Here is a 15,232-nt window from a genome sequence, read left to right as displayed (position 1 = left end):
ATTTGCCCGGCCCCGAACTACTGACAGACCGCAAAGCGCCAGGTAGCGTCTCGTTGCAGTTCACCCGTGTGGACTACACCACTCACCTTTACTCGGATCGTCCGGCACGTTCCTGCCGGTGAAGGAGCGCACACCCATGGCAACAGTCACGTTCGACAAGGCCACCCGGATATACCCCGGATCCACCAAGCCCGCCGTGGACGCGCTGGAGATCGATGTCGAGGACGGCGAGTTCCTCGTCCTCGTCGGTCCTTCCGGCTGCGGCAAGTCGACCTCCCTGCGCATGCTCGCGGGTCTTGAGGACGTCAACGGCGGCGCGATCCGCATCGGTGAGCGTGACGTCACGCACCTTCCTCCGAAGGACCGCGACATCGCGATGGTGTTCCAGAACTACGCGCTGTACCCGCACATGACCGTCGCGGACAACATGGGCTTCGCGCTCAAGATCGCCGGTATCAACAAGACCGAGATCCGCGCCAAGGTCGAAGAGGCCGCGAAGATCCTCGACCTCACGGACTACCTGGACCGCAAGCCGAAGGCGCTCTCCGGTGGTCAGCGCCAGCGTGTCGCGATGGGCCGCGCCATCGTCCGTGAGCCGCAGGTCTTCCTCATGGACGAGCCGCTGTCGAACCTCGACGCCAAGCTCCGTGTCTCGACCCGTACGCAGATCGCGTCGCTCCAGCGCCGCCTCGGCATCACCACCGTCTACGTCACCCACGATCAGGTCGAGGCCATGACCATGGGCGACCGCGTCGTGGTGCTCAAGGACGGTCTGCTCCAGCAGATCGACTCCCCGCGCAACATGTACGACCGCCCCAGCAACCTCTTCGTCGCCGGCTTCATCGGCTCCCCTGCCATGAACCTGGTCGAGGTCCCGATCACCGACGGCGGTGTGAAGTTCGGCAACAGCGTCGTCCCGGTCTCCCGTGAGGCGCTCGCCGCCGCGGCCGACAAGGGCGACACCACCGTCACGGTCGGCGTCCGTCCCGAGCACTTCGAGGTCGTCGAGCACGACGAGGTCCCGAAGTCGCTCGCCAAGGACAGCGCCGACGCCCCCGCCGGTCTGGCCGTCGCGGTCAACGTGGTCGAGGAGCTCGGCGCCGACGGTTACGTCTACGGCTCCGCCGAGGTCAACGGCGTGGACAAGGAGCTCGTGGTACGTGTCAACGGCCGCAAGGTCCCGGACAAGGGCACCAAGCTCCACGTCGTCCCGCGCACCGGCGAGATCCACGTCTTCTCGACCTCGACGGGCGAGCGCCTCAGCGACTGAGACTCTCCTCCGAGGTCCTTCTGTTGAGGTTCTCCTCTCGATCGAGGTTTCTTGAGGTTCTCCTCAGCGACTGACGGATCAACGACGTGCCGCGGCCCCGCCCTCCCCTCACCCGGAGGTGCGGGGCCGCAGCGCGTTCCGGGTAAACACCCCGGCAGAGCGGGCATTTCGCAGCGGGCCGTCAACACCTGATTCGAAAAGCAAACTCGAACCATCCCCCGCACGAGTGACTAAATGTCGCCAAATCATCACCGCCCGCTACGCTCCACAGCGTGACCCACACAGCCCGCCGAATCGGCCGAACTCTCGCACTCGTCCTGCCCGTCGTCCTGGTTCTCTCCGGGACGCTCGCGGTCACCCGCGTCCCGTGGGCAGGCACCTCCAACGGCACGCAGATGCTGACCGCCTCCACCAAGGAGGTGTCGGTGCGCGCCAAGACCCGTACCCCGCAGGACATTCTGCGCGACAAGCTCCTCACCGAGCTCCAGGAGAAGGATCCGGGTACGGCGCTCACGCACCTCCAGCGCGAGGTCGAGGGCCGGCCATCCCTGGCGAGCCACTGCATGTCGATCGCCCGCTCGCTGGGCCGTGCCGCCGTCGAGCGGTACGGGCCGACGCGCGCCCAGTCGTTCTCCCGCCCGGTCTGCGACACCTCCTTCGCGTACGGAGTCGCGCACCAGCACTGACGCCGCGCCGGGACCGACGCCGTGCCGGCGCTCCACCGGGCTGACGCCCGCACTTTGACCGACGTACTCGACTGACGTACTCGGCCGACGTCGGCTGAGCAACGCCGCCATGAGGCGCACCAGGTCGTAGGGTGCGCCTCATGATGACGACCGCTGATCCTCACGCACACGCGCTGCCCACGCAGGCCGTGGTTCTGGCGGGCGGCCAGGGCTCCCGGCTGCGCCCGTACACCGACGACCGGCCCAAGCCGATGGTCGAGATCCCGGGCACCGGCACGCCGATCATCGGCCATCAGCTGGCCTGGCTGGCATCCGAAGGTGTCACCGACGCCGTCATCTCCTGCGGCCATCTCGCCGAAGTGCTCCAGGAGTGGCTGGACTCCGCCGAGTTGCCCCTGCGGGTCACGACCGTCGTAGAGTCCGAACCCCTCGGCCGCGGCGGCGGTCTCAAATACGCCGCCGCACATCTGCCCCACCCCGACCAGCCCTGGTACGCGACCAACGGTGACATCTGGACGCGCTTCTCGCTGCGCGAGATGGCCGCCTTCCACGCCGAGCGCGATGCCGTCGCCACGCTCGCCCTCGCCCGGCCCCGGATCCCCTGGGGTGCGGTCGAGACGGACCGGTTCGGGCATGTGCTGGACTTCATCGAGTCGCCCCCTTCGCCGTACCTCATCAACGCGGGCATCTACGTCTTCTCCGCGGGCTTCACGCCCCTGCTCCCGGACCGCGGCGACCACGAGCGGTCCACGTTCCCCCGGCTTGCCCGCGAGCGCAGGCTGGCCGGCTACCCGCTGCCGCACGGCGCGTACTGGCGGGCCATCGACACCGCCAAGGACCTCACCGAGGCGGCGAAAGAACTCGGCAGCCCCGCCTGAGCCTCCGCGCCCCACCACGCTGCCCTTGCGGCGCTCCTCACCGCCCCCACCGCCCCGGACCACCTCAACACCCCACACGGGCACGGAAACAGACACAGGTAAGGGGCGACCGCCTTGGCGATCGCCCCTTACCTAGGCGCCTCGGCGGCGCCTCCGGCGCCCCTGCGCCTCCGTCAGCCGAGCAGGCCGCCGATCGGGTTCTTGTTGCTTCCCCCGCCGGACGAACTGCCGCCCGCGCCACCGCCCGACGTGCCCGAGCCGCTGCCGGCGCCCCCGCCGGTGTTCGTCCCGCCCGATGCCGAGGGGCCGGCGCTGGTCGTCGCCGGGGGCGGCGGAGCCTGCTGCTGTCGCTGTTGCTGCGACGGCTGCTGACCGGTGCCCTGGGTCTCGCTGGGCTGCTGCCGGCCCGTGGAGCCGACCGTCGCGCTCTCCCGGACCGTACCGGGCGTCGACGACTTCGCCGAGGGACGTGCGGCGCCGCTCGCGGACGGTGCGGGGCTCTTCGACGTGCGCTGCTGCGACGGGCTGCCCGATGCGCCGGGCTCCTGCGGCAGCGGCTGTCCCGGCAGCCGGTTGGTGGGATCGGTGTTCGGACCCGGTACGGTCACGACCTCGGCGGAGCGCACGGCGCCGCCCAGCACCGCGCCGATGATCAGCGTCAGCCCCACGACCACCGAGGCGACGACGGCGCCGCGCCGCAGCACCCGCCGCCGCAGCTCGGCGAGTTCGGAGCGCGGACCGAGTGTCCGCCAGGCCTCGCCCGCGAGCCGGCTGTCGATCGAGTAGACCGGCGCACCCGCGATGACCAGCGGCGACCAGGCGGCGAGGTAGATGATGTCCGGCGCGTCGTACACCGGGACGGTCCGCCAGCTGACCGTGACGACGAGCGCCGCGGAGAGCAGCGCGCCGACGATCCCCGCGACCCGCTGCCAGAGTCCGAGTACGGTCAGCACCCCGACGACGACCTGCAGGAACGCGATGGTCAGTCCGGCGCCCACCGGATGCGACAGTGCGAAGTCGCGGAGCGGGCTCGCCAGGGCCCAAGGGTGCAGCGAGTGCAGCCACTTGACCATGGAGCCGCGTTCGCCGCCGTCGAAGTAGACGGGGTCGCAGAGCTTGCCCATGCCGGCGTACATCGAGATGAACCCGAGGAACACACGGAGCGGGAGCAGCACCACGCCGAGGTTCATCCGGCGGTCGGGGTAGTAGGCGTGGCGGATGCCGTCCGAGCCGGACCGCCCGGTCTCCGTACCTCTTCCGTTGCCGTCGGGGCCATAGCCGAGGCCGTCGTCGAACGCGTCGTCGGCGTTGTCGGCGGCATCCGCGTACGGACCGCCGGAGTAGCGCTCCTGCTCGTCGTACGCGCCGACCGCCTCGCGCATCCTGGGCAGCAAATGCGTGCCGGGGCCCTCTCCCCCGGGGCCGCCGAGCGGCGGGCCGTCCGCTCCGCCGACGTCGACACGGGGGATGACCTGGGTGGCTCCCGCGTCGTGGCCGGACGCGTAACCGACCTCCTGGACGCCGGAGTTCCGCACGGCCTGGAGAAGTCTGATGGCCCCGGTGTCGTCGGGGGCGGACTTCCCACTCCACACGACAGGGGCCCGGCGCCGCCCGCCCGCGCCGGAGGCCGCGGGGATTCTTGCCGTGTTCTTCAGGCCCGAACCGGCGGGCCGCAGAATCGAGTTCGGTGCGAGCTGCACCCGGAAGCTGGCGTGGTTGACGACGACCTGTGCGGGATCGCACGGCACCTTGACCATGCTCAGCGCGGGCAGGTCGTCGAACCCGGGTGTTCTGGTGTCCACGCTCATCTAACCGAGTGACACAGGTTTAGGACACTGCCTTGACACCCCGGATCTGTCCGCGACCCGTCAACAGACGCTGCCCGTAAGGCGAAGCGTCTCCCCGCGAAGCACCCGGCGGACCGCCCCGGCTTCAGGCACGCCGCCCCCACCAGCCACAACACCAGCCACAACAGCGGCCACAGCAGCGGCCACCCGCAACAACAGCGACAGCAACAGCAGCGACAGAGCCACAACAGCCCGGTGCGCACCGTCCGTAGTGACGAACGATGCGCACCGGGCCGCGCTCCGACTCCCCGCTTCCAGGCCCCCGCTCCCGGCTCCCCGCTGCCCGCTTCGGGGTCCGGGGTCCGGGGTCCGGGTCCGCTTCCGGGTCAGGCCCGGCGGCGCGCCGCCTCGTACAGGACGATGCCCGCTGCCACACCCGCGTTCAGCGACTCCGCGCCGCCCGGCATCGGGATCCGCACCCGGTAGTCGCAGGTCTCGCCGACGAGCCGGCCGAGGCCCTTGCCCTCGCTGCCGATGACGATGACGACCGGGCCGCCCAGCGCCTCCAGGTCCTGCACCTCGTGCTCGCCGTCCGCCGCCAGGCCGACGACCGTGATGCCGGCCTTCTGGTAGCCCTCCAGCGCCCGGGTCAGGTTGGTGACCCGGGAGACCGGCGTACGCGCGGCCGTACCCGCGGACGACTTCCAGGCGCCCGCCGTCATCCCGGCCGCCCGGCGCTCCGGGACGACCACGCCGTGGCCGCCGAACGCGGAGACGGAGCGGACGATCGCACCCAGGTTCCGCGGGTCGGTCACCCCGTCGAGGGCGACGATCAGCGGGTCCTCGTTGGCGTCGTACGCGGCGGAGGTGAGGTCCTCGGGGTGCGCGTACTCGTACGGCGGGACCTGGAGGACGAGGCCCTGGTGGTTCAGGCCGTTCGTCATCCGGTCCAGCTCCGGGCGCGGAGCCTCCATCAGGTTGATGTTGCCGCGCTGCCCGGCGAGCTGGAGCGCCTCGCGCACCCGCTCGTCGTTGTCGATGTACTGCTGGACGTACAGCGTCACCGCCGGGACGCCGTCGCGCAGCGCCTCGAAGACCGGGTTGCGGCCGACGACCAACTCGGACGTGCCCTTGACCCCGCCACGGCGCGGCGCCGGACGGCGGGCGGCGGCCTGCCGCGCCTGGGCGCCGGCGATGCGGTTCTTCTTGTGCCCCTTGCGTTCGGACGCGGGCGGCGTCGGACCCTTCCCCTCCAGGCCGCGGCGTCGCTGGCCCCCGCTGCCGACCTGCGCGCCCTTCTTGTTGGACGTGCGGCGGTTCCTGCGCTGGCTGTTCCCGGCCATGACCTACCTGTTTCTCTGCTGCTCAGTACGTACTACGTATAGGAAAGTGTGCCGCGATCGGCGGCGCGGCGCTCACCGCGGACATCACGGCGGGCATCACCGCGGGCCGAGAGTCCAGCGGGGACCGTTCTGCCCGTCCTCGATGACCAGGCCGGACTGCTGGAGCTGGTCGCGGATCGAGTCCGCGGTGGCCCAGTCCTTGCGGGACCTGGCGGCCTCCCGCTGTTCGAGTACGAGCCGGACGAGCGTGTCCACCGCCCCGTGCAGGTCCTCGCCGCGGTCCCCCTCGCCCGCCCACTGCTCGTCGAGCGGGTCGAGACCGAGGACGCCGAGCATCGCCCGTACCTCGGCCAGTCTGGCGACGGCGGCTTCCTTGTCGTCGGCGGCCAGTGCGGAATTGCCCTGGCGGACCGTGGTGTGCACGATCGCGAGCGCCTGCGGCACACCCATGTCGTCGTCCATCGCCTCGGCGAAGGCGAGCGGCACCTCGGCTGCCGGGGCGACGGGGCCGCCGGCCTTCTCGATGACCCGCTGGATGAAGCCCTCGATACGGGCGAAGGCCGACTCGGCCTCCCGCAGGGCCTCCTCGCTGTACTCGATCATCGACCGGTAGTGCGGGGTTCCCAGGTAGTAGCGCAGGACGATGGGACGCCACTGCTTGACCATCTCGCTGACCAGTACGGAGTTGCCCAGCGACTTGGACATCTTCTCGCCGCTCATGGTGACCCAGGCGTTGTGCAGCCAGTACGCCGCGAAGTCGTCGCCGTACGCCTTGGACTGCGCGATCTCGTTCTCGTGGTGCGGGAAGATCAGGTCGATCCCGCCGCCGTGGATGTCGAAGGCGCGGCCCAGGTACTTGTGCGCCATCGCGGAGCACTCCAGGTGCCAGCCGGGCCTGCCGGGACCCCACGGGGTCTCCCAGGAGGGCTCGCCGGGCTTGACGGCCTTCCACATGGCGAAGTCACGCGGGTCGCGCTTGCCGGTCACGCCGTCCTCGGCGGGCTGGCGCAGCCCGTCCAGGTCCTGGTTGGAGAGCTGGAGATAGCCGTCGTACGAGCGCACGTCGAAGTAGACGTTGCCGTCGGCCTCGTAGGCGTGGCCGCGCTCGATGAGGACGCGCATCATCTCGATCATCTCGGTCATGTGACCGGTGGCACGCGGCTCGTAGGTGACCGGCAGGCAGCCGAGCACGTCGTATCCGGTGTTGAACGCGCGCTCGTTCTCGTAGCCGATCGACCACCAGGGACGGTTCTGCTCCGCCGCCTTCTTGATGATCTTGTCGTCGATGTCCGTGACGTTCCGGATGAACGTGACCTCGTAGCCGCGGTACGCGAACCAGCGGCGCATGATGTCGAAATTCAGCCCGGACCTGATGTGCCCGATGTGCGGGGCCGCCTGCACCGTGGCGCCGCAGAGGTAGATCGAGACACAGCCCGCGGTGAGCGGGACGAAGTCGCGGATCTGCCGGGCGCTGGTGTCGTACAGACGAATAGTCACTGCACCAGGGTAGTGGGCCCATACCAGTGCCCCGCGACCCTTTGGGCAACGGGGCAGAGAAGTGTGACGCAACAGTGCCTCGGAGCTCCCGTCCGGCAGCGGGTGAACAGCCGCCGAACGGGAGCCCGGGCGGGCATTCCCCCGGGATCCGGCCCCGCTTTCCCGGGCCCGGCCCCCTTTTCCGGGGATCCGGCCGTCAGATGCTGCCGACGACCTTGCGCGGGGTGATCCTGACGACGACCCGGGGGGCGTCGTTGGCGGAGTCCGGGTTGAACTCGGCGTACCGCTTGCCCTGGTACTTCAGCGCCAGGTCGTCGATCAGCTCCTGGCCGCCCTCGGTGGTGAGCGTCGCGGTGCCCCGGATCTCGGCGTACGAGTAGGGGGCGTCGGCGGGCTGCACCAGCACCGTGACCCGGGGGTCGCGGCGGAGATTCTTCTCCTTGCGGCGGTCGGTCGTGGTCGAGATCAGGACATCGTCACCGTCCCGCTTCACCCAGACCGGGCTCACCTGGGGGCTGCCGTCGGGCTGGATGGTGGCGATGTTGACGAAGACGGGGCTGTCGAGGAGTTCCTTGAGCTTGTCGCTGAGTACGGCAGACACGGGCTTGGCCTCCGGGTTGCGGAACAGGGCGTACGGAAGAGGTTGTGGAAGTGGAAGAGGGTGCGCCCACATCCCTACCCCAAACAGCGCGGCCCTGTCCCGGCTTCCGAACCGCGCCGCGCGGATACGGGTACGCGCCGCGCGGATACGGGGGCCCTGGCCGCACGGATCCAGAGCCGGGGCCGGTCGTTATGTACGGACGGCCCGGGTCGGTCGTTATGTACGGCAGGCCCGGGTCGGACGTTATGTGCGGACCACCAGGACCGTCAGGTACGGACCACCAGGACCGTCACGTACGGACCACCAGGGCCGTCGCGATGGCCGCCAGCCCTTCGCCCCGGCCGGTGAAGCCGAGCCCGTCGCTGGTGGCCGCGGAGACCGAGACGGGCGCGCCGACAGCGCCCGAGAGGACCTTTTGCGCCTCGTCCCTGCGCTTGCCGATCTTCGGCCGGCTGCCGACCACCTGGACGGCCACGTTGCCGATGGCGAACCCCTCGGCGCGGACGATCCTGGCTGCCTCGGTGAGCAGGGTGAGCCCGGAGGCCCCGGACCACTCGGGGCGGCCGGTGCCGAAGTGGGCGCCGAGGTCGCCGATCCCGGCGGCGGAGAAGAGCGCGTTGCAGGCGGCGTGGGCGACGACGTCCGCGTCGGAGTGCCCGGCGAGACCGGGTCCCTCGCCCTCCCAGCGGAGCCCGGCGCACCAGAGTTCGCGGCCCTCCTCGAAGGCGTGGATGTCGGTCCCGATACCGACCTGCGGCATCACCACCGGCACGGACGGCCGCACGGGCTGCTCATCCACAGGCTGTGCACGTCCGGACTCCTCACGCCCTGACTCCTCATGCCCGGACTGCTCGTGCCCGGACTGCTCGTGCTCAGAAGCCATCGTTGATCCTCCTGCGGGCGAGAACCGCCTCGGCCAGGACCAGGTCCAGCGGCCTGGTCACCTTGAACGCCTCTTCATGTCCTGGCACCACCACGACCGGCACCCCGAGCTGCTCGATCATGCTCGCGTCGTCGGTGACGTCGTGGGTGACCGTGGCGTGCGCACGGGCGAGGAGCGCCCGGTCGAAGCCCTGCGGGGTCTGCACGGCGCGCAGCAGAGCCCGCTCCGGAGTGGCGACGACCGGCTCGGGCCCGCCGCCGGTCTGCGGCTCGACCTGTTTGACGGTGTCGGCGAGCGGCAGGGCGGGGACGACCGCGGGGGCGCCGTTCCGTACCGCTTCGATCACCGCGTCCACGGTGTCGACGGGCACGAGCGGGCGGGCCGCGTCGTGCACCAGCACCTCGGTGACGCTCTCGGGGAGTACGCCGATCCCGAGCCGGACGGACTCCTGGCGGGTGTCACCGCCGGGTACGACCAGGACCTCGGTGCCCGGGGGACAGGAGTGCTCGGCCAGCAGCGCCTCGACCTCGGCGGCACCGTCCGGCGGGGCCACGACAACCACGAGCGAGACGGCACGCGATCCGGCCATCGCCCGTACGGCGTGGACCAGCATGGGGGTCCCGTTGAGGGTACGGAGCGCCTTGGGTGCTCCGGGGCCGAGGCGGACACCACGCCCGGCGGCGGGAATCACCGCGGCGGTGGTGTGGCTGGATCCGGCCGGAGCGGCGGCAGGGAATTCTGCGGTGGAGCCGGTACGGGAGGGGGTCCCGGGCTCGTCTGACATCGGTTGCGCGTTCAGGGTTTGTGTCCTCAGCCGACGTGGGTATGGCCTGGGGGTGCCCCCGGCCGCAGGTTGGGGGAGTGCCGGGCGCGACGCCCTGACCGGCCCCTTCCGTGACGACTGGTCGAGTCGGCATCCCGGGCCCGGCACACCAGTACCGGTCAAGGTACCGCTCACGCAGCACCGCTCCATGAAAACAGGCACACAGCAGAAGCAGACCAGCCTCGACCGAAGCCGCGGGGCCATGAGACCGTGGCCCGGCCCGAGGCCCCGCCCGACCGTGGCGGAAAAACGCGGAGGATCCGCGACAACCGCGACAGCAGAGCCGCGCGGGAAAACAACATGCCGTAGCGCCCGACGACACATGAGACCGGCCCAGGTGTATGGGCAGTCCATGTGGTCAACGGGCACCACGGCATTCAAAGCGTCGAGCAGGTAAAACGGGTCAAGCGATTCAGGACGCGAGGACCTCGTCGAGCAGAGCCTCGGCCTTGTCTTCGTTGGTGTTCTCCGCGAGAGCGAGCTCACTCACCAGGATCTGGCGGGCCTTGGCGAGCATGCGCTTCTCACCAGCGGAAAGTCCGCGCTCACGCTCACGACGCCACAGGTCACGGACCACTTCGGCCACCTTGATGACGTCGCCGGAGGCGAGTTTCTCAAGATTCGCCTTGTAGCGACGGGACCAGTTCGTGGGCTCTTCGGCATACGGTGCACGAAGCACCTCGAAGACCCGGTCCAGCCCTTCCTGACCAACCACGTCACGTACGCCTACGAACTCCGCATTGTCCGCCGGCACACGAACAGTCAAGTCGCCCTGGGCGACCTTGAGCACCAAGTAGGTCTTGTCCACGCCTTTGATCTGGCGAGTTTCGATAGCCTCGATCAGCGCGGCCCCGTGATGGGGATAGACCACGGTGTCGCCAACCTTGAACGTCATGTGACAGGTACCCCTTCCGTGGCTATCCAGTCTAACACGAGAACGGCTTCTTCTGAATGACGTTTTCGCAGGTCAGGGCATATCTCGGGGCTTGACAACAGCAACACGAACGTGCTGCGGACGGCTCCCCGGGGGCGGTATTCGCAGGTCGGAGCAGCTCTGCGCACGGAGAGAAACGCAGGCGCCACACGGATCCGAAGGCTTCCCACAGGTGGCTAACGTCCCGATTTGCCGCATTCGAAACGGTGAACTTCGCGACCCCAGTTCGGATGTCGATCACCCATACGGACGCAATCAGGAATTGATCACTGTGCGCCGGAAGAGCGTTTTCCGTAAGGAATGCGTGGCGATGAAGAGCGGCAGAGAGAATTGATCACTCGCGATATGTGAACGGCGTACGAAGCAGTGAGTACGAAGCCGTGAGATCGGACGGTCCGCGGGTGCCCGTCGGGCACCGGTACCGGCGGCGGGGCGGGTCGGGTGCGGGGCCGTGACCACGGCTCGGTAACCTGAGGCCGCTGACACACCCTTAGGGAGGCTTTACCCCCTCCCGCCCCCTGTCCGTCCTGTCCGTACGTCCTAGGAGAAGCCGCCGCCGTGAGCAGCAGCCTTCGACGCGGCGTCCTCGCCGCTTCTGCCATCGTGGTCTCGATCGCCGCCCTGTCCGCCTGTGGCGCGGGCAACAACGCGGCGACGATCGAGGTCAAGCCGGACAACGCCGCTACGTCGGCCGGTGTCATCAAGGTCCAGAACGCGACGGTGATCACCCAGCCGAAGGCCACGGCAAAGGGCCCCGCCGTCATCTCGGCGACCCTCTTCAACAACGGTGACACGAACCAGACGCTCCAGGACATCAAGCTCGCGGGCTCCAGCTCCGTCGTGAAGCTCACCCCGGCCACGGGCAAGGGCCCGATCTCGGTGCCCGCGCACGGTTCGATCGCCATCGGCGGCAAGAACAACGCCGCCGCCGTGCTCGCCGACGGCCGCTCCGCAGCCGCCGACGGCTCCACGCAGAACCTGGTCTTCCAGTTCAGCGAGACCGGTCGGGTGACACTGGCCGCGCTCGTCGTCCCGGCCACCAGCTACTTCCAGGGCTTCGGCCCGAGCAGCCTGCCCGTGGCGCCCTCCACCTCGGCGACGCCCTCGGGTTCGACGACACCGTCGGGCACGGCCTCCCCGGGTGCGTCGGGCAAGGCCACCCCGGGCGCGGGCGGCAAGGCGACTCCGGGCGGCAAGACCAGCCCGGGCGCCAACAAGACGCCGGCCGGCTCCGTCACGGGCACGCCGAGCAGCTGAACCGCATGAGCGCACCGAGCGTGCAGAGCGCACATCGCTTGTAGAGCGCAGCAGAGTGCATACGGAGCACAGTGCATAAGGAGGCGCCCCCGACGGAAGTCCGATTCCGTCGGGGGCGCCTCCTTCCGTACGCGGCTCGCACATCGCAGCGCGGCTCGCGGCTTAACGACGTAACGGCTTACGGCTCGAACTTGTAGCCCAGGCCCCGGACCGTCACCAGATACCGGGGCGCGCCCGGGTCCGGCTCGATCTTGGCGCGCAGCCGCTTCACGTGGACGTCGAGGGTCTTGGTGTCCCCGACGTAGTCCGCGCCCCAGACCCGGTCGATCAGCTGCATCCGGGTCAGCACCCGGCCCGCGTTCCTGAGCAGCATCTCCAGCAGGTCGAACTCCTTGAGCGGCAGGTCGACCTTGGCGCCGGAGACCGTCACGACATGGCGGTCCACGTCCATCCGGACCGGACCGGCCTCCAGTGCCGCAGGGGAGACCTCCTCGGGCTCGCCGCGGCGGCGCAGCACCGCACGGATCCGGGCGACCAGCTCCCGCGACGAGAAGGGCTTGGTGACGTAGTCATCGGCTCCTATTTCCAGGCCGACCACCTTGTCGATCTCGCTGTCCTTGGCGGTCACCATGATCACCGGGACGTTGGAGCGGCCGCGCAGCTGGCGGCACACCTCGGTGCCGGGCAGTCCCGGCAGCATCAGGTCGAGCAGTACGAGATCGGCGCCGTTGCGCTCGAATTCGTCGAGTCCGTCGGGGCCCGTGGCCGCGATGGCGACCTCGAACCCTTCCTTGCGGAGCATGTAGGACAGGGCGTCGCTGAAGGATTCCTCATCCTCGACGACAAGCACTCGGGTCACGGAAGGACCTCCGGGGCAGGAATGGGTTCAGAGGACAGGAAGGTCGCGAAGGGCTGGTCGTCGTCATCGCCGACAGCGTCAGTGGGATCGGCGGACTCGGCGTAGCCGGTGTGGTGCTGTGCGGGGGCGGCCGTCGGATCCGTACGGCCGCGGCGACTGCGTACGGAACCGGATTCCGGCAGCCGCAGGGTGAAGGTGGAGCCCTGGCCCTCCGAGCTCCACACCGTGACCTCCCCGCCGTGCGAGGCGGCCACGTGTTTGACGATGGCGAGGCCCAGGCCCGTGCCGCCGGTGGCGCGCGAGCGGGCCGGGTCGACGCGGTAGAAGCGCTCGAAGATCCGCTCGCGGTCCTTCTCGGTGATACCGAGCCCCTGGTCGGTGACGGCGATCTCGATGAGTCCCCCAGAGCCGAAAGCCTGGGAGGTGCCCCCTCCGCCGGGGGCGGAGGTGCGGCGGGCGGCGATACCGACCCGGGTGCGGGCCGGGGAGTAGTTCACCGCGTTCTCCACGAGGTTTCCCAGCGCGGCGGCGAGCTGGGAGCGGTTGCCCCAGACGTGGAGGTCGGCCGTACCGCCCGCCGCCATGGTGATCTGCTTGGTGCCCGCCTGGTGGCGGCAGCGGTCGATGGCCTCGGCGACCAGGACATCGACCCGGACCGGCTCGGCGTCTTCGAGCGGGTCGTCGTTCTGGACCCGGGAGAGATCGATGAGCTCCTGGACCAGATTGGTGAGCCGGGTCGCCTCTATCTGCATCCGGCCCGCGAAACGGGTGACCGCCTCCGGGTCGTCCGACGCTCCCATGACCGCCTCGGAGAGCAGCGAGAGTGCTCCGACCGGGGTCTTCAGCTCATGGCTGACGTTGGCGACGAAGTCACGCCGTACGGCTTCGATGCGCCGGGCCTCGGTGAGGTCCTCGACCAGCAGCAGCACCAGCCGGGAGCCGAGCGGTGCCACCCGGGCGGAGACCGCGAGCGCCTCGCCGCGGCCGGTACCCCGGCGGGGAAGGTCGAGCTCGACCTGTCGTATCTCCCCGTCGCGCCGGGTGTCCCGGGCCATGTGCAGCATGGGCTCCACGGCCAGTTTCCCGCCCCTGACCAGGCCCAGGGCGTACGCGGCCGAGCTGGCTTTGACCACCGAATCGCTCTCGTCGAGCACCACGGCGGAGGAGCTGAGCACGGAGAGAACGGTGTCCACGCCGGGCGGCAGCACGTCGTCGGTGTGCAGGGAGGTCCGGGTGGGGCGTGCCAGTTCGCGCTCGCTCCAGCGGAACGCCAGCACGCCGATGACACCGGTGCACAGCCCGGCGATCGCGCTTGCTGCGGCGACCGCCGCGTTCACGTCCATGTGTCCAGGTTATGCGGCACCGCCGACATATCCCCAGCCATCCGGGTGCCTGCTCGAACGTTCGTCGCCCAGAGTTCACTGAGGGGATAGGGCCGGTTCACTTGGGATGACGGAAACGGACGCGTGGCGCACCGACGGTGGAAACGTGGAGGTGGACATCTGCCGGGCACCTCCGGAATGTGCGGCCGTTCGGTTGCACAAGACCTGCCGTACAAAGCCGGCCGTACAAGATCTGCCGCACAACACCAGCCGTACAAGACCTGCCGGCAGCAACACCAGCCGGCAGCAAAGACCAGCCGCACAAGATCAGCCGTACAAGAGAGGGACTCCCATGCGGGACGCGTACCACGAGGAACTGGACTCGATCGGCGAGGGCCTGGTCGAGATGGCCCGGCTCGTCGGTTCGGCGATCGGCCGGGCCACGACCGCCATGCTGGACGCCGATCTGAAGCTCGCCGAGAGCGTGATCGCCGCCGACCAGAAGGTCGACGACCTCCAGCACGACCTCGAAGCACGGGCCATCGCCCTGCTGGCCAGGCAGCAGCCCGTCGCCACCGATCTGCGCATCGTGGTCACCTCGCTGCGGATGAGCGCGGACCTGGAGCGCTCGGGCGACCTGGCCCAGCACGTCGCGAAACTCACCCGGCTCCGCTACCCGGACCGGGCCGTTCCGCACGATCTGCACGCCACGATCCTGGAGATGGGACAGCTCGCGCAGCGGCTGATGGCGAAGGCGGCCGAGGTCATCATCACGATGGACGTCGACCTGGCGCTCCAGCTGGAGACGGACGACGACGAGATGGACCTGCTGCACCGGACGCTGTTCCAGCACCTGATGGACGACCGGTGGAAGCACGGCATCGAGACGGCGGTCGACGTGACGCTCCTCGGCCGCTACTACGAGCGGTTCGCGGACCACGCGGTGTCGGTGGCCAAGCGCGTGGTCTATCTGGTGACGGGCGAGCACGCCGACGAGCTCCAGTCCGCTCCGGCGCAGGTCGAGGGGGCGTGAACGGCGCACTTGCGCGCATGCGCCGTTGATGCGCCCCACCGGGGTGGGTATGAGATGGC

14 protein-coding genes are annotated in these 15,232 nt (G+C 69.6%); 5 read left to right on the top strand and 9 right to left on the bottom strand.

The genetic code is table 11. The features are described 5' to 3' along the window. Positions 1–136: 136 nt before the first annotated feature. From OG210_RS16260 to OG210_RS16250, 3 genes are all read left to right on the top strand, one after another. Positions 137–1,270: a sn-glycerol-3-phosphate ABC transporter ATP-binding protein UgpC gene (locus OG210_RS16260; RefSeq protein ID WP_328328376.1), complete on the top strand. Its 1,134-nt coding sequence runs from the start codon at positions 137–139 to the stop codon at positions 1,268–1,270. A gap of 272 nt (positions 1,271–1,542) precedes the next feature. Continuing rightward, positions 1,543–1,956 (top strand): hypothetical protein, encoded by a 414-nt coding sequence (locus OG210_RS16255; RefSeq protein WP_328328378.1) that lies wholly within the window; start codon positions 1,543–1,545, stop codon positions 1,954–1,956. 140 nt (positions 1,957–2,096) lie between these two features. Beyond that, a complete protein-coding gene (locus OG210_RS16250) occupies positions 2,097–2,834 on the top strand; it encodes a nucleotidyltransferase family protein (protein WP_328328380.1) in 738 nt (245 codons plus the stop codon). Positions 2,835–3,007: 173 nt separating this feature from the next. On the opposite strand, the gene OG210_RS16245 is transcribed toward OG210_RS16250, so the two are convergent. The 7 genes from OG210_RS16245 to OG210_RS16215 form a co-directional block, all read right to left on the bottom strand. After that, complete coding sequence (locus tag OG210_RS16245; RefSeq protein WP_328328381.1) at positions 3,008–4,642, bottom strand: DoxX family membrane protein; 1,635 nt, start codon at positions 4,640–4,642, stop codon at positions 3,008–3,010. 365 nt (positions 4,643–5,007) lie between these two features. Then, positions 5,008–5,964: a 23S rRNA (guanosine(2251)-2'-O)-methyltransferase RlmB gene (gene rlmB / locus OG210_RS16240; protein WP_371537266.1), complete on the bottom strand. Its 957-nt coding sequence runs from the start codon at positions 5,962–5,964 to the stop codon at positions 5,008–5,010. A gap of 96 nt (positions 5,965–6,060) precedes the next feature. Beyond that, positions 6,061–7,461 (bottom strand): cysteine--tRNA ligase, encoded by a 1,401-nt coding sequence (cysS, locus tag OG210_RS16235; RefSeq protein WP_328328384.1) that lies wholly within the window; start codon positions 7,459–7,461, stop codon positions 6,061–6,063. A 196-nt stretch (positions 7,462–7,657) separates the two neighbouring features. Beyond that, positions 7,658–8,062 (bottom strand): PPOX class F420-dependent oxidoreductase, encoded by a 405-nt coding sequence (locus OG210_RS16230; RefSeq protein WP_328328386.1) that lies wholly within the window; start codon positions 8,060–8,062, stop codon positions 7,658–7,660. Between the two features lie 289 nt (positions 8,063–8,351). Beyond that, positions 8,352–8,822, bottom strand: coding sequence for a 2-C-methyl-D-erythritol 2,4-cyclodiphosphate synthase (ispF, locus tag OG210_RS16225; protein ID WP_328335495.1), 471 nt, complete (start codon positions 8,820–8,822; stop codon positions 8,352–8,354). 112 nt (positions 8,823–8,934) lie between these two features. Continuing rightward, a complete protein-coding gene (gene ispD / locus OG210_RS16220) occupies positions 8,935–9,729 on the bottom strand; it encodes a 2-C-methyl-D-erythritol 4-phosphate cytidylyltransferase (protein ID WP_328328388.1) in 795 nt (264 codons plus the stop codon). A 451-nt stretch (positions 9,730–10,180) separates the two neighbouring features. Next, on the bottom strand, positions 10,181–10,663 hold the full coding sequence (locus tag OG210_RS16215; RefSeq protein ID WP_006380568.1) for a CarD family transcriptional regulator: 483 nt from the start codon (positions 10,661–10,663) through the stop codon (positions 10,181–10,183). A gap of 597 nt (positions 10,664–11,260) precedes the next feature. On the opposite strand from OG210_RS16215, the gene OG210_RS16210 reads away from it, so the two are divergent. Continuing rightward, positions 11,261–11,959, top strand: coding sequence for a DUF461 domain-containing protein (locus tag OG210_RS16210; RefSeq protein WP_328328390.1), 699 nt, complete (start codon positions 11,261–11,263; stop codon positions 11,957–11,959). 178 nt (positions 11,960–12,137) lie between these two features. Here the strand turns inward: OG210_RS16210 and OG210_RS16205 are convergent, their stop codons facing one another. Together OG210_RS16205 and OG210_RS16200 are read right to left on the bottom strand one after the other, a co-directional pair. Then, on the bottom strand, positions 12,138–12,818 hold the full coding sequence (locus OG210_RS16205) for a response regulator transcription factor (protein ID WP_102918029.1): 681 nt from the start codon (positions 12,816–12,818) through the stop codon (positions 12,138–12,140). Continuing rightward, the gene (locus OG210_RS16200; RefSeq protein WP_328328392.1) at positions 12,815–14,161 is read right to left on the bottom strand and encodes an ATP-binding protein; all 1,347 of its coding nucleotides are present in this window, start codon (positions 14,159–14,161) and stop codon (positions 12,815–12,817) included. The genes OG210_RS16205 and OG210_RS16200 overlap by 4 nt, the downstream gene beginning before the upstream one ends. Positions 14,162–14,492: 331 nt before the next feature. On the opposite strand from OG210_RS16200, the gene phoU reads away from it, so the two are divergent. Then, positions 14,493–15,173 (top strand): phosphate signaling complex protein PhoU, encoded by a 681-nt coding sequence (gene phoU, locus OG210_RS16195; RefSeq protein ID WP_327296732.1) that lies wholly within the window; start codon positions 14,493–14,495, stop codon positions 15,171–15,173. Positions 15,174–15,232: the final 59 nt, after the last annotated feature.

The sequence above is a fragment of the Streptomyces sp. NBC_00466 genome (assembly GCF_041433995.1).
Taxonomy (GTDB): domain Bacteria; phylum Actinomycetota; class Actinomycetes; order Streptomycetales; family Streptomycetaceae; genus Streptomyces.
Note: the sequence above shows the minus strand (reverse complement) of the source record. Positions and strands in the feature narration are given on the sequence as shown.

Excerpts from the sequence above, each read along its gene's own strand:
- OG210_RS16245 (WP_328328381.1), bottom strand. The coding sequence starts at position 4,642 with ATGAGCGTGGACACCAGAACACCCGGGTTCGACGACCTGCCCGCGCTG.
- ispF (WP_328335495.1), bottom strand. The coding sequence starts at position 8,822 with ATGCCGCAGGTCGGTATCGGGACCGACATCCACGCCTTCGAGGAGGGC.
- ispD (WP_328328388.1), bottom strand. The coding sequence starts at position 9,729 with ATGTCAGACGAGCCCGGGACCCCCTCCCGTACCGGCTCCACCGCAGAA.
- OG210_RS16250 (WP_328328380.1), top strand. The coding sequence starts at position 2,097 with ATGATGACGACCGCTGATCCTCACGCACACGCGCTGCCCACGCAGGCC.
- OG210_RS16215 (WP_006380568.1), bottom strand. The coding sequence starts at position 10,663 with ATGACGTTCAAGGTTGGCGACACCGTGGTCTATCCCCATCACGGGGCC.
- rlmB (WP_371537266.1), bottom strand. The coding sequence starts at position 5,964 with ATGGCCGGGAACAGCCAGCGCAGGAACCGCCGCACGTCCAACAAGAAG.
- OG210_RS16200 (WP_328328392.1), bottom strand. The coding sequence starts at position 14,161 with ATGGACGTGAACGCGGCGGTCGCCGCAGCAAGCGCGATCGCCGGGCTG.
- phoU (WP_327296732.1), top strand. The coding sequence starts at position 14,493 with ATGCGGGACGCGTACCACGAGGAACTGGACTCGATCGGCGAGGGCCTG.
- OG210_RS16260 (WP_328328376.1), top strand. The coding sequence starts at position 137 with ATGGCAACAGTCACGTTCGACAAGGCCACCCGGATATACCCCGGATCC.